Genomic DNA, 13,375 nt, shown 5'->3' with positions numbered 1-13,375 from the left:
TAAATTATTACTAAATTCAACCCCTTCCCTTGAAGCCGTCAATCCTTGGCATATACTTATGAACAATCGCAGCCGAAACATTAAGGAGGATGTCATGGCCACGAAAGCGACCACTAAACGAAACTGGACCATCATGGTCTATCTCGCCGGCGACAACAACCTGGACAGTGCCGGCGTCGTCGACCTGAAAGAGATGAAAACCACCGGCACAAACGATAAAGTCGCCGTTCTGGCCCAGTTCGACCGGGCCGGGACAAAGACGCAGACCATGCGCTACTGCCTGAAAAAGGGGACTTCGCTGGCCAAGGACGCGGTTCAATCCCTGGGAGAGACCAACATGGGGGACCCGAAGGTGCTGGAGGATTTCGTCACCTGGGGAATCACCAACTATCCGGCCGACCACTATCTGCTGGTCCTCTGGAACCATGGCGCCGGGTGGGATGACGCCAACCTCTACGAAGGGGACGTCTTCAGCGGGGCAGCCCCCCCGGTTTCGCGCAAAGCACAGCCGGTACCGACCAGGGGCGCAACCGGCGACGGAAAGCCCCTTCCCATGGCCCAGGCCAGGGCCGGCATCCGGCGCACCCGCCGCGCCCTCTTCAGCACCACGGTAGCCGCCGCCATCAAGCAGCGGGGGATTGCCTTCGACGACCAGGCCCAGGACTTTCTGGACAACATCGAACTGAAGAAGGTGATGACCGCCATAAAGAAGAAGCTCAATAAAAAGATCGACATCCTCGGCATGGATGCCTGCCTCATGAGCATGGTGGAGGTGGCCTACCAGATGCGGGCCGTGGCCGACTACAGCGTCGGCTCGGAAGAAACCGAACCGGGGGACGGATGGCCCTACGACCGGATCCTCAAGGCTCTGGCCGCCAAGCCTGCCATGACTCCGGAGGAGCTATCCAAAACCATCGTCACCCAGTACCTGGCATCCTACAAATCCGGCGACAACGTCACCCAATCGGCCGTGAAACTTCTGGCACTGAACCCCCTTGCCACGGCCATAGACAGTCTGGCAAAGGCCCTGTCAGGAATCCTGGGCGACACTGCCGCGCGCACCGCCCTCATCAACGCCAGGGCGCAGGTGCAGGAGTACAGCCGCCCCTACGACGACTACTGCGACCTCATCGACCTCTGCGACCTTATCAGCAAAGGGGTCGCCAACCCGGCGGTCAAAAACGCCTGCTCCGCCGTAAAGGGTGCCGCAACAACCGCCGTCATCGCCGCCGGCTACAAGGGAACGGCCGTGGACAACTCCAGGGGGGTCTCCATCTACTTCCCCAAAAGAAAGCTTTCGCCTCTGTACAAGACCCTGGACTTCACCAAGAAGAGCGCCTGGGACGAGTTTCTTTCGGCATACCTGGCCGTGCTTGGGAGATAAGGCACAGCGGTGGAGGGACCCTGGGAAGATCATCCGGCGGCCCGACACCACCGCCCCTTTCTTCATTTACGGCTTACCCTCCCACGTATTCATCTTTGACAGGGGAAAACGGTCAGCCTATATTTTTGAGCCATGCAAATCCCGGTGCCGGGGGTCTCCTCCGGCACCATCGCTCCCCAGCAAAACCCTCATGGATACAAAAGGAGATTTATGCTTGGCTCCCTTACCCTGATTCTTGCCTGCCAGCTGATCGGCGAGATCATCACCAGACTGACCGGGATTCCGGTGCCCGGCCCGGTTATCGGGATGGTTCTCCTCTTCTGCGGCCTGGTCTTTTTCCCCCGGAAAGTGCCAAAGGAAGTGGAAACCGCCGGAGGGTTCCTCCTTCGCTACCTGGCGCTGCTTTTTGTCCCTGCCGGGGTCGGCGTCATCACCAATCTCGACCTTCTCATGAAGTCATGGCTTCCCATCTCCGGCACCATCATCATCGGCACCCTTGCGACAATCGCCGTAACCGGCCTGGTCATGCAATCCCTCAATCGCCGGTGCGCCGCCTCCGGGGAGGATGACCGGCAATGAGCGTAGATATGCAGCAAGTATGGGTTTACCTGTCAACGTCCCCCCTCCTGTGGCTGACGTTGACCCTTATCGCCTACCAGATCGGCACCTGGATTTTCAGCCGGCTCGACTTCCACCCCGTGCTGAACCCGGTGCTGACCGCCATCATTCTGCTCGTGGTGCTGCTGAAGGTGAGCGGCATCGATTATCAGACCTATTTCAAGGGCGCACAGTTCATTCACTTCCTGCTGGGGCCGGCAACGGTTGCCCTGGCGATTCCGCTCCATCGGGAACTGGAGATCATCCGCAAGTCATTTGTCCCGATAATCGTCACCCTGGCAGCGGGCTCCCTGGCTGCCATCGCAAGCGCCGTGGGGATTGTCTGGGCGCTTGGCGGCGAGAGTGTACTTCTTTTGACCGTAGCGCCCAAATCGGTTACCACACCGATTGCCATGGGGATTTCCGAGCAGATCGGGGGCCTGCCGTCGCTGACTGCCGTGGTGGTCGTCCTGACCGGCATAACCGGGGCCGTTGGCGGCGACTTCGTGCTGAACCGGCTGAGAATCAACGACGACAAAGCCCGGGGCATGGCGCTGGGGGTAGCCTCCCACGGCGTCGGCACCGCCCATGCCATCCAGAGAAGCAGGGTGGCCGGGGCATTCTCGGCGCTGGCCATGGCGCTGAACGGCTTATTCACTGCCCTGCTGCTCCCAGCGCTGGTACGGCTGCTGCAGTAATTTATCTCAATGTATACCTTCCAATGTATTGAACCGGTTTTTCACGCCCTTTCCTCCATTATGACAAAATGGTCATCTCATTGTCATATTTGAGCAATGTTGCTTATGTTACTGAATAATAAGTTATAGGCAGGTGACAATAGAGAAAAAACAACCCGCTAAAAGCTGAAAAAATTCAAATCTTCCCTTCGGAGCAACGAATGAGCAATCACAATACAACTCCGATGAAAATAAATATGTCAGTCTATTTCGTCTGTAGCTGGCTGTTCAGTGTATTCCTCTGCACCGGTTTTCTTCACGGGATCCCCAACGATACCTTGCGGGATCAACTCCACTCTCTGCTGGCAGTGGCCACCTATGGCCTCATATATCAATTCCCGGCTATCATCGCGTATTGGCTGCTCAGGAAATGGCGTGCTGCAGCTATTGGTTCAGCTGTCACGCTTTCAGTTCTCTGCCATTTGTTCGTATTTTTCGACGACAAGCTGTATGACCTGTACGGGTTTCACATTAACGGCTTCGTGTGGAACTTGCTGACAAGCCGCGGAGGGATAGAGTCCCTGGGGGCAGATCAAACCAATCCCACGGTTGTTATCGGCTATATGACTGCCTTGGCAGCCATTCACCTTTCCGGGCTGCTGTTGTCGCTCAAGCTGAGCCGTGTCCGCATCCCCGCCAAATGGGTAATCCTTTTGTTCTTTGTGGCCACAGTGACGGAACGCGGTGTTTACGGATACAGTCGAGCAGAGCTCTATGAACCGGTGCTCTCGCGCGGCTCTGCCTTGCCTTTGTATCAGCCGACCAAAATGAATTCTTTCTTGAACCGGTTGGGAATACAGGTCAAAAAATCTTCAGCCATACAGATGAAGCAAAACCAAAAACAGCTCAAATATCCGAGACAACCACTGGCGATGTCGAAAAATGCCAGGCCATTTAACATTCTGGTTCTCGTTTCGGAATCGCTGCGCTGGGACATGTTGAATCCCGAGGTCATGCCTAACATGTCCAGATTTGCCAAACGGGGGTGGAACTACACGGCGCATTATTCCGGGGGGAATGGCACCAGGCAAGGTCTTTTTGCCCTGTTTTACGGCATTTCCGGCAACAACTGGGATACGTTCCTGCGCAATCGGAAGGGGCCGGTGTTTTTTGATGTACTCAAAGACTATAACTACCAATATTTTATCTATACGAGTGCGAAATTCACCTATCCTGAGTTTGACCTGACCATTTTCAGTCAAATCCCCAAAGATAAACTCGTTGAGAACAATAACGGCGAACCATGGATGCGCGATGAAGCCAACACCTCCGCCCTGATTGACAGCATCAAGCATCGCGACCCTGCAAAGCCGTATTTCGGATTCATGTTCTACGAAGCGACCCATGCGCGCTATTCCTTTCCGAACAAAGCCGCAATCAACCCGAATTATGCCACTACGCTGGATTATGCAGGCCTATCCCGGGAGGATCTTGCGTCGAAGATCAAAGGCTTGAAGGCACGTTACGAGAATGCCGCGCATAGCATTGATTCACAGTTGCAACGAATAGTGGAGTATCTGCAAAAATCCGGAGACCTGAACAACACGCTGGTCATCATCACGGGTGACCATGGCGAGGAATTCATGGAACGTGGCCGTTGGGGGCATAATTCAGCATTTACTGACTGGCAGGTCCGGGTACCCATGGTTGCCTGGATGCCGGGAAGCACGGCCAAGACCATTTCAATGCGAACCAGTCACATGGATGTTGTACCAACCATTCTAAAACGTCTGGGCGTACAGAATCAGGTGAAAGATTACAGTCAGGGGATCGACTTGTCGGCACCTCAGGATCATCGCAATATTATTGTAGCCAGTTGGAGCGACATCGGCCTGATCAACGACTACGGCAAACTCGTGATCCCCTACAAATCCACCACACAGCATGAAAACCTGGCAACAAACCTTAACGACAACCCGGTCAACGGCAGCACCCTGGTGGCAAACATGCGACAGACCATTTTTCAGGTTTTGACCGAATCGCAATACAACTGAAAATAACCCGACAGAAATTCCGGGGGTCCGAAATTCCGGGCAAATCCTGAGATTCTTCTACGCATAGCCCGGTGACCAGCCCCCAAAAGCCTGCATAATCAATGGCCTTGATTGCTCCTGTTGGCCTCGTTTTCCAACGCATCAATCATGGAGCTGATCTGGCCTGACAGGTCCATGAGTTCCGAAAGCATGCTGACGGCCTTGTCCTGCTGTCCCGACTTGGCAACGGTCACGATCTCCCGGGCAAGGGCATGAATACGCTCATGGGGGATCTCGATGCTCTTGAAGGCCGACAGGTGGCCGCACAGCTCTTTCCCCTCGCCTTCGTACCATTTGCCGAAACGGCAGGTCTTGTGGGTCGCCAATTGAGAGGCCTCCATGCTCATGAGCCCCTCCACTATCTGCTCAACCGTCTCCACGAATAGCTTGTGGTCGTTTTTCGCCAGTTCAAGGATGAACAGTTCGCTTCCCGGCGTTTTGAACCGGCGGACCATGGTTTGCAGGTCTTCGGCAAGCGCCGCCAGCTCTGTGGCGGCAAGCGCCCCGGAATGGGCCGTCGCCGAGGCGTTCTGCGCAACACTGTTTATCTCCTGGATTTTAGAAGAAATTTCGGTCGTGGTGGCGGTCTGCTGCTCAGCGGCGGTCGCAATCTGATTGACCTGCGACGACACCAGATCAATCTGGTTCAGGATCTCGCCCAGCGCTTCGCCTGATCTGGCGGCCCGCGACGTCCCCTCATGAACCTCCTGAACACCTTCTTCCATCGACTTCACTGCCCCTCTTGTTTCAGATTGAATCGCATGGATCATCTCGCTGATCTCTCTGGTCGCCCTGGTTGTCCGTTCAGCCAAAGCCCTCACCTCATCGGCCACCACCGCGAACCCCCGCCCCATCTCTCCCGCCCGGGCCGCTTCAATGGCGGCATTAAGCGCCAGGAGATTGGTCTGGTCGGCGATATCCTGAATCGTTTCCACAATCTCGCCAATCTGGTCGCTGCGCTCACCCAAGGACTCCACGGTCCGGGCAGTCTCCTTGACCCGTTCCGAAATTTTCTCCATGCCGGCAATGGTCTGCCGGACAACTTCCGCCCCGGCCGTGGCCCGGTCATTGGCAAACTGCGCGCCTTGCGCCGCCATGCTGCAGTTCTGGGCTATTTCTCCCGAAGTCACCGACATCTCCTCGCTGGAAGTTGCGATGATAATGGCCTGGTCAGCCATGTTCGAGGTATTTGCGGCAATCCTGTTGGTTGACCCGGAAAACTGCTTTGTTGAGGCGGCAAGTTTGAGAACCGCCTTCTGGGTAGTGGAGATCAATCCCGTAATGGTGTCGGCCATGGCATCGAACGAATGGGCAACCTTTCCCAGCTCGTCGTGGCACTCGCTGTTGATGCGGTGGGTCAAATCGCCATTTGCAATGACATCTGCCGCCTGCGTCAGCCGTTCGGTGAGCCGTGCTATCGCCCTGATTATCAGGTAGCTGATCCCTCCGGTGAACAATATCGACAGCAACAGGGCAACCCCCATTGTTACGGTTTTCTCCCGATACTCCTCAACGCCGTGGGTATAGGCATTTTGGGCGGCTTCGAGTTCATGGGCCAGGACCAGGTCGGCAGCCTTCTCGGTTTCGGGGAACATGGTATTTATCTTTTGCAGCGTAAGAAGTCCGCCGCTGTGAAAATCCTGCTGCTTTGCCGCCTGGGCAACCGGAATCATCCCCTCGTTCAGCAAATTTTTGCAGGATGCAAGGAACGCTTCTTTCAGTTTTTTCGACTCATCTTCTCCGGTGCCGTTGGCCAACTTGTCCAGCAAACCGTTCAGTTCGTCAAAGTTTTTCCGGACATTATCCAGGTGCATTTCCGTGGGATGATTGTGCATCTTGGCAAAGACGCCGTTGGGGTCATGCTGAAGGGCCAGTAGAAGCTGAGTCCGGCTCATGTGCAGCAGGTCCATGATATTAGTCAGCTGATGGGAGCTGGTGAGATGGTCCGCGTAAAGCTCATGCATCCCCTCATTGGCATGCTTCATCCCCATGAGACCGAGAAGCGAGTTCAGCCCCAGAGCAACCCACCCGATAAGCACAATCACGGCAAGTTTCTTCTTCATGCTACAGTTGTTCATGGCAGGCTCCTGTCAGCAGTTTAGATGATCTAACGCTGCGTTGGCATCTGCTTGTTAGAACATGTATCGGAGCAGGCAGTTATTTCTTTAATAATTTTTATTAAATTAATCACACATTACCTCTTTGCTCCGGAATTCACTTTTGCCTGTTGCTTGTCTCGCAGCCGGCTGGTAGGATTGGCCCATTACTGCATGGGATATGGGAGAATACCCGATGCCCCCCTTCACTGCCCCACCGCGCGGAAAGATCACCAGGATAACGGCGCTTGCCCTCGTCCTGCTCGCCACTGTTCTTCTTGGCTGCGCCGCGGCCTCTACATCCCCCACCGGCACTGCCCCCTATCCAGCCATCACCATCTTCGTCGGCAGCGGCTGACCCTACTGCTCCCAGGTGGAAAGTTATTTCACCAGCAAAAGAATCCCCCACATAAAACGAGACATCCGCACCGACCGGCAAGCGCGCAAGGAATGGCGCGAGCGCTACCATGGCGACATCGTCCCGCTGATCGTATTCGATGACGGCAAACGGATCATCGACGGGTGCGACATTCCCGCCATCGAACAGGCGCTGCGGGAACTGGGCGTATCTCCGCCCTCCGTCCCGTAAGGTTGATGTCCGGAGGCAATGGTACTCTTAAGGGGAATTGTGGTCGCCGCTCTATCGGCGGATTTTGTGGTAATGGTTTGAAGTGAAGATCACAGAGGGATTACAAAGGGAAGCAAGAGACGGTAAGTTTCCTATATAAGAAACCATTGTGGTTTCCTATATAAGAAACAAGTTTCTTATATAGGAAAACCTACTAATAACTAGTTGAGCAAGGAAAAGCAATGAATTTACCAAAGGTAACTGAAAATCAATTCACAGAACGTCTTGGTGTCTGTGCTGTTGAGCATAAACTGACTTTAAAGCGGTTCATATGGCGCGAAACCAGGAATACCGACGTTGGCATAGATGGGCAGATCGAACTTGTTAATGATGATGGAACATGCGCAGGTTCGATCGTTGCGGCGCAGGTCAAATCAGGCTGCTCATACTTTGAGAGTCACGACGAAGGGTACGTATACTTTACGCCAGAGGAAAAGCACCGGCATTACTGGGGGAACTTCCCTGTTCCAGTCATCCTGTTTCTTCATAACCCAGCAACCGATTTGACGCTGTGGATCGATGCGAGGAGATTTTATCGATCACCTGAAAATGCCGGCGAGAAACGAATCAAAATCCCACTAACAAACAATCTCGACGTAGCCAGCAAAGATGATCTAGTTGAAGGATTCGCTTTTGCTACTAAAATCTTTCGGGACACTGACGAAATCATCCATGAATTAACTCAGAACGTAAAGGCGTTCGGGAATGTTGATGTTACGTTTCTTGAACTTTTCGGCTTAGGCCTAACGGATGTTGGCAATAAACTATACTTCTCATTAAATCTACTATTCGACATTATCGATCGAAAATCAAACGGACGGTACTCAATGTCTTTTGGGGCTGAGGAATTCGGCTTTTTGAATAACTACATCCGGTTTCTTATTTCTCAAAATTTGATCTACTACGACCTCTCAGAATATCTTATAGACTGGGAGGACCGACAGATGGTGCCAATTTTCATATCTCCAGTGACTCCGCGAGGGCAAGAAGTATTGTGTAGCCTTTGTCACAATCGTCCATATTTGTTCCATGAGCGGTTTGTTAATATGGATTTTGCATCTGCACCACCAGATTTTGATGAGATCATGAAGTTTGTAGACGAAATAAAAGGTCAAAAAGTATCCGGTGGGATCATCGCACCAAGCATTGATGCGGTTCCGGCCGTTGATGCAGTGGGCTGACAATGCCCAACCACTCGGCGGCACACGGTCTCCGCTTCGCTTCGCCGGTGCGCCTCGACCACGTTATGCACAAAGGAGATATGCGTGACACCAGATGAAAAGCAAGACTTTGCAGACCGATTCATGGCTTTGTATCTTTCAATGGGGCTAGGAAGTCTCCCTAAACGTGAGATTGATCTCTTCGTATTTCACTTCCTGCTTAAGTCAAGTGATTACCGTGGCAAATCAAACTATGAATTGGCGAACAACTTCGGCGTTCCTGAATCAAAGATCAAAGCATTGCGACTAACCTCTGCGTTACGGCACGAACAAATTAATTCTCATGCTGTGCTGAGTCGGATTGTAGATCGCCTGATACATAGCGAACAATATGCTGCTTTAGCGGAAGGGAAAATCGAGATATCTCTTGAGGACCCGGTTGAGAAAAGAGAACTTGAGAACTTCCTGAAGGCGAGAGGCCACCATGCTGAATATACATTGAATAGCGAAGTGCTTAAAATATCAGCTGGCAGGTTGCTGGAACTTATCATGGAACACGCGGATAGAGCTAATGATGAGTTCGATAGAATCGTTCGAGCACATATTGCTGATCATGAGGTTTCTGAACGCATCTTGGCAGATGCACCTACGCTAAAGCAAAAGCTCGACAAACTGCGAGCAGAAAACCTAAACATGGATACGTTAAAAGCATTGATCGGTGCAGGATTCGGCCTGTTGACAGGCGCATAACCAGGCGGCGGCACACAGACGCTAACGCGCTGGTGCGCCCCCAGCCCGTTGAACAGAAGGAGAAGGGAAAATGCTAAGAATGGAACCTACCCCCAAGGGGGCTGGAGTGGTGTTGTACGGTGATTATTGGGATCTAGATGCCCTTTATGAGACAATTCATACCCTTTCTGGAGACGATGCACCATTTACAGGCCATGTTCAAGAAACTGTTCTCGCTCTCGCTTATGAAGTGCGACATTGTTATCAGGGAGACAGGGAGGTCCATAAATTTGGCTCTTCAGCAGAATCTGTGGGTAAAAATGGCCTCGGCCTAGTATGAGCGGCGCCCAAAAAAGTGCATCCCGTCTCAAGTCTGGCAGAATGGGTTTCGACCAAGAAAACCAAAGCTAGACAAGGAGGACGGAATGCTGCTTAAGTCTATCCTGAACCGGGTCCAATTGCATCCAGGTTTTGTCTATGGCGCTGCCCACTGGAATGATCGAGGGAAGCAACCGGTTCTTGAAATCGAGATCCACGCCCGTAAGAGAAGCCGACCTGTCTGCAGTAAGTGCGGCCAGCCCGGGCCAGGCTATGACACATTGCAGCAGCGCCGCTTTGAGTTCGTCCCTTTATGGGGTATTGCTGTTTTCTTCCTCTATGCCATGCGCCGTGTCGCTTGCCCTCGGTGCGGCGTCAAGGTTGAACGGATTCCTTGGGCTGATGGCAAGAACCATTTGACGACAACGTATGCTTGGTTCTTGGCCAGTTGGGCCAAACGGCTTTCCTGGAAAGAGGCTTCCGTTGTCTTTAAGACCAGTTGGGACAATGTCTTCCGCTCGGTCAAAATGGCGGTCGCCTGGGGACTTGCCCATCGTGACCTCGGGAATGTCACCGCAATCGGCATCGACGAGATCGCCTGGAAAAGGGGACACAAGTATCTTACCCTGGTCTACCAGATCGACAACGGTTGCCGACGACTGCTGTGGGTCGGCAAAGAGCGGACCGGCAAAACACTGAAGCAGTTTTTCAAAGAGTTCGGCACTGAGCACACTTCCGCGTTGGCCTTCATTTGCAGTGATCTGTGGCAACCCTATCTCCGGATAGCGGCGGAAGCTGCCGGAAAGGCAATGCACATCATCGACCGCTTTCATCTGATGACGCATTTCGGTAAGGCGATAGACAAGATCAGGGCTACAGAGGCCAAAGAGCTAAGAGCCAAAGGTAAACAGCCGGTTTTGACAGGAATTCTGGGGACACCATACTTAATTATTTCTTGACGATCTCTAATCAATTCATTAGATTTCAACTATGGCAAGAATTGCTCGAGTCATAGCATCAGGCATTCCCCACCACATTACCCAACGGGGCAACCGGAGAATGCAAACCTTCTTCGGCGACGACGACTACCGCGCCTATATTTCCCTATTGGCCGAATGGTGCCGTAAGTGCTCAATTGACATCTGGGCCTATTGCCTGATGCCGAACCATGTGCACCTGATTGCCGTTCCCGAAAGTGAAGACTCACTGCGTCGCGGCATCGGCGAGGCCCATCGTCGCTACAGCCGGATGATCAACTTTCGGAACAACTGGCGGGGGCACCTCTGGCAAGGACGCTTTGCATCCTTTCCCATGGACGAGACCCATCTTCTGGCTGCTGCCCGTTATGTGGAGATGAATCCTGTTGTTGCCGGCCTGGTGGAAGATGCAGCCTCCTGGCCGTGGAGTAGTGCACAGGCGCACCTGGCTGCAGCGGATGATGGGTTGGTCACCGTAGCACCACTTTTGGAACTGGCGGGAGATTGGCGGTTGTTTCTGGCTGGATCGGCTGACGAAGAACAGATCAACGAAATCAGGAAACATGAACGCACCGGCAGACCGCTTGGATCAGAGGGATTTGTCGATAGATTGGAGACGTTCTTGGACCGTCCGCTTAGGCGGGGCAAGCCGGGGCCGAAGGGGAAAGGCAATTAAGTATGGTGTCCCCGGAATTATAAGTATGGTGTCCCCGGAATTACGGACCTCCTTAAATTTGCCAAAGACCGGCGTCGGTGGTTGCACTGGCTATTCGCTTGGTCCGCCCCCGACCCCGCCAAACACTTAACATGAATGTCCCCGGAATTTTCGCGTGTGTCGGAACTCACTTCTCAGCAGAGGACTCTCTCGTCGATGGCCTAATTTCTCCCCCCTTTTTCCCCACTGTAACAGCATTGCCATATTAGTTCCTTACAGTGCGCCTATCAGTTCGATATCCCACTGTGAAAGGAATGCCTATGCCGCTCTTTCCGCAGCAAGTGTCGTCGCGTCGGCCGACACGGTTCCGGCTCTTCGATTCCTATCGTCGCTGCTCAATCGCCACAAAAATTGTCGCCGTCTTCGCCGTGGTCACCGGCGGTGCGGTCACCGCAGCTCTGTGCAGCACATGGATCATCGTCGATATCAGCGGTCGCGGCGCGACGATGTACGAACGAAATTTTGTTTCTATCAGCCGCATTTCCGCATTGCGCAGCGCCTTCGAAACCGGCCAGGCACTGGTGCGCGATCTGGTGATCGAGCAGGCACCGTATGTTCAGGACGAGATCCTCGTTAAACTCGCTTCCGAGGATAAACAGGTGAGCGACGGGCTCCGCGACATCCGCCCCTTTGTTGATACCCCCCAGCTAATTGCGCTGTACCGACAGGTGAGAGCCGACCTGGTCCTCTATACCTCTTTTCGTCAGAAAGTGATCGAACTTGCCCGGCAGGGGCAGACTGACGAGGCGATCAATATCCTCCGGAATGTGGCCGGTGAAGTCAACGATCGGATTCATGATAACCTGCGGGCCATCGAAGCGGGATTCACTGCTGATGCGAAGGCACGTAACGCCCTCAATACTTGGCGGTCGCGCTTCGGTTTCATTATCAATAGTGCCGTTGCCGTCTGCGGTATTCTGATCGCCATAGCCGCAGCTTCACTGCTGATCGCTGGTTTGGCTCGACCGCTTGCTCGACTGCGCAATGTTGTTGAACGACTGAAACAGGGCGAACTGAGCGCACGGTTCGAAGGTACCGTCACTGTCGATGCTCGTGACGAGATTCATCTGCTGACGGCGGCGGTCAACGAAATGGGCGACCGTTTCCAGGCGCTGATAGCCGCCATCACTGACGGGTCGGTCCGACTCGGTCGGTCTGCCGGCCGGCTCGACGAGACATCCCGCGGCATCGCCGGCGGCACTGCCACCGCTGCCCGGCAGATGGAGGAGGCGGCGCTCTCCAGCGATAGTATGGCGGGAGGAGCTGCGGCCATTGCTGAGAAATGCTCAGTCGCCACTGATGAAGTCCGTCAAGCCAACCGGCAGTTGTTGGAGGGGGAACAGATCATCGGCGACAGCGTCGAGGCTCTGCACACCATTGCCGCTGAGGTCAACCGGGCGGCGGAGTCGGTGGTCAGCCTCGGCAACCTCTCGGAGAAAATCGGCGAGATAGTCGGGACGATAGAGGGGATCGCCGATCAAACCAACCTCCTTGCTCTCAATGCTGCCATTGAGGCTGCCCGGGCCGGTGACCGCGGCCGGGGTTTTGCCGTTGTCGCCGACGAGGTGCGGTCGCTGGCGGAAAAAACCATGACGGCAACCAAGGAAATTGCCGCAATGATCCGGGCAGTACAGGCGGAAACCAAAGCAGTTGTCCGGCTGATGGAGACCGGGGCCAGCCAAGCACGGTGCGGCCAGGAGGCGGCAGTTCGTTCCGGCGAAGCGCTTCAGAATATGACCGCTACCATCGCCTCGGTCACCGCCCTTGTTGAGCGGATAGCCCTGACCGTCGACGAACAGCAGTCGTCCGTCCGGGAGATGCGCCACAATATCGGTCAAGTGAACGAAGTGGTCAGCCTCACCGCCCGCGGTGCCCAAGAGTCGGCGGCCGAGGCATCGGAACTCGCACGTCTGGCCGATGAACTCCAGGGGATGACCCTTAGCCTCACCGCCCGAGCGGCATAATATCACCTCGCCTACAGCTCACTCGCTACGCCACGCA

The 13,375-nt window shown here is 54.2% G+C and carries 13 protein-coding genes; 12 read left to right on the top strand and 1 reads right to left on the bottom strand.

The window, feature by feature from the left end; genetic code table 11:
• Positions 1-94: 94 nt before the first annotated feature.
• The 4 genes from JZM60_RS11355 to JZM60_RS11340 all read left to right on the top strand — a co-directional run bounded on the left by JZM60_RS11355 (position 95) and on the right by JZM60_RS11340 (position 4,712).
• The gene (locus JZM60_RS11355) at positions 95-1,384 is read left to right on the top strand and encodes a clostripain-related cysteine peptidase (RefSeq protein WP_207162572.1); all 1,290 of its coding nucleotides are present in this window, start codon (positions 95-97) and stop codon (positions 1,382-1,384) included.
• Positions 1,385-1,594: 210 nt separating this feature from the next.
• A complete protein-coding gene (locus JZM60_RS11350) occupies positions 1,595-1,963 on the top strand; it encodes a CidA/LrgA family protein (RefSeq protein WP_207162571.1) in 369 nt (122 codons plus the stop codon).
• Positions 1,960-2,679 (top strand): LrgB family protein, encoded by a 720-nt coding sequence (locus JZM60_RS11345; protein WP_207162570.1) that lies wholly within the window; start codon positions 1,960-1,962, stop codon positions 2,677-2,679. The genes JZM60_RS11350 and JZM60_RS11345 overlap by 4 nt, the downstream gene beginning before the upstream one ends.
• Before the next feature lie 200 nt (positions 2,680-2,879).
• On the top strand, positions 2,880-4,712 hold the full coding sequence (locus JZM60_RS11340; protein WP_207162569.1) for a sulfatase-like hydrolase/transferase: 1,833 nt from the start codon (positions 2,880-2,882) through the stop codon (positions 4,710-4,712).
• A gap of 98 nt (positions 4,713-4,810) precedes the next feature.
• Here JZM60_RS11340 and JZM60_RS11335 read toward each other — a convergent pair whose 3' ends face one another.
• The gene (locus tag JZM60_RS11335; protein WP_207162568.1) at positions 4,811-6,829 is read right to left on the bottom strand and encodes a methyl-accepting chemotaxis protein; all 2,019 of its coding nucleotides are present in this window, start codon (positions 6,827-6,829) and stop codon (positions 4,811-4,813) included.
• Positions 6,830-7,043: 214 nt separating this feature from the next.
• Here JZM60_RS11335 and JZM60_RS16935 point away from each other — a divergent pair, with 214 nt between their 5' ends.
• The 8 genes from JZM60_RS16935 to JZM60_RS11300 all read left to right on the top strand — a co-directional run bounded on the left by JZM60_RS16935 (position 7,044) and on the right by JZM60_RS11300 (position 13,338).
• On the top strand, positions 7,044-7,205 hold the full coding sequence (locus tag JZM60_RS16935) for a hypothetical protein (RefSeq protein ID WP_241426239.1): 162 nt from the start codon (positions 7,044-7,046) through the stop codon (positions 7,203-7,205).
• Between the two features lie 15 nt (positions 7,206-7,220).
• On the top strand, positions 7,221-7,436 hold the full coding sequence (locus tag JZM60_RS16930; protein WP_241426238.1) for a glutaredoxin family protein: 216 nt from the start codon (positions 7,221-7,223) through the stop codon (positions 7,434-7,436).
• Between the two features lie 221 nt (positions 7,437-7,657).
• A complete protein-coding gene (locus JZM60_RS11325; RefSeq protein WP_207162566.1) occupies positions 7,658-8,656 on the top strand; it encodes a DUF4365 domain-containing protein in 999 nt (332 codons plus the stop codon).
• Positions 8,657-8,740: 84 nt separating this feature from the next.
• Positions 8,741-9,385 (top strand): hypothetical protein, encoded by a 645-nt coding sequence (locus JZM60_RS11320; RefSeq protein ID WP_207162565.1) that lies wholly within the window; start codon positions 8,741-8,743, stop codon positions 9,383-9,385.
• Between the two features lie 70 nt (positions 9,386-9,455).
• Complete coding sequence (locus JZM60_RS11315; protein ID WP_207162564.1) at positions 9,456-9,704, top strand: DUF6904 family protein; 249 nt, start codon at positions 9,456-9,458, stop codon at positions 9,702-9,704.
• Between the two features lie 85 nt (positions 9,705-9,789).
• Positions 9,790-10,641, top strand: a complete 852-nt coding sequence (locus JZM60_RS11310; RefSeq protein ID WP_241426237.1) for a transposase — start codon at positions 9,790-9,792, stop codon at positions 10,639-10,641.
• Between the two features lie 100 nt (positions 10,642-10,741).
• Positions 10,742-11,335 carry a transposase gene (locus tag JZM60_RS11305; protein WP_241426236.1) on the top strand — a complete coding sequence of 198 codons (594 nt, stop codon included), beginning with the start codon at positions 10,742-10,744 and terminating at the stop codon, positions 11,333-11,335.
• Between the two features lie 299 nt (positions 11,336-11,634).
• Positions 11,635-13,338 (top strand): methyl-accepting chemotaxis protein, encoded by a 1,704-nt coding sequence (locus JZM60_RS11300; RefSeq protein WP_207162562.1) that lies wholly within the window; start codon positions 11,635-11,637, stop codon positions 13,336-13,338.
• Positions 13,339-13,375 lie beyond the last annotated feature (37 nt).

It is taken from the genome of Geobacter benzoatilyticus, from assembly GCF_017338855.1.
In the GTDB taxonomy this organism is placed as follows: domain Bacteria; phylum Desulfobacterota; class Desulfuromonadia; order Geobacterales; family Geobacteraceae; genus Geobacter; species Geobacter benzoatilyticus.
Note: the sequence above shows the minus strand (reverse complement) of the source record. Positions and strands in the feature narration are given on the sequence as shown.

Coding starts and splice junctions, on each gene's coding strand:
- JZM60_RS11345 (WP_207162570.1), top strand. CDS start 1,960: ATGAGCGTAGATATGCAGCAAGTATGGGTTTACCTGTCAACGTCCCCC.
- JZM60_RS11300 (WP_207162562.1), top strand. CDS start 11,635: ATGCCGCTCTTTCCGCAGCAAGTGTCGTCGCGTCGGCCGACACGGTTC.
- JZM60_RS11325 (WP_207162566.1), top strand. CDS start 7,658: ATGAATTTACCAAAGGTAACTGAAAATCAATTCACAGAACGTCTTGGT.
- JZM60_RS11355 (WP_207162572.1), top strand. CDS start 95: ATGGCCACGAAAGCGACCACTAAACGAAACTGGACCATCATGGTCTAT.
- JZM60_RS11340 (WP_207162569.1), top strand. CDS start 2,880: ATGAGCAATCACAATACAACTCCGATGAAAATAAATATGTCAGTCTAT.
- JZM60_RS16935 (WP_241426239.1), top strand. CDS start 7,044: ATGCCCCCCTTCACTGCCCCACCGCGCGGAAAGATCACCAGGATAACG.
- JZM60_RS11315 (WP_207162564.1), top strand. CDS start 9,456: ATGCTAAGAATGGAACCTACCCCCAAGGGGGCTGGAGTGGTGTTGTAC.
- JZM60_RS11305 (WP_241426236.1), top strand. CDS start 10,742: ATGCAAACCTTCTTCGGCGACGACGACTACCGCGCCTATATTTCCCTA.
- JZM60_RS11335 (WP_207162568.1), bottom strand. CDS start 6,829: ATGAACAACTGTAGCATGAAGAAGAAACTTGCCGTGATTGTGCTTATC.
- JZM60_RS11310 (WP_241426237.1), top strand. CDS start 9,790: ATGCTGCTTAAGTCTATCCTGAACCGGGTCCAATTGCATCCAGGTTTT.
- JZM60_RS11350 (WP_207162571.1), top strand. CDS start 1,595: ATGCTTGGCTCCCTTACCCTGATTCTTGCCTGCCAGCTGATCGGCGAG.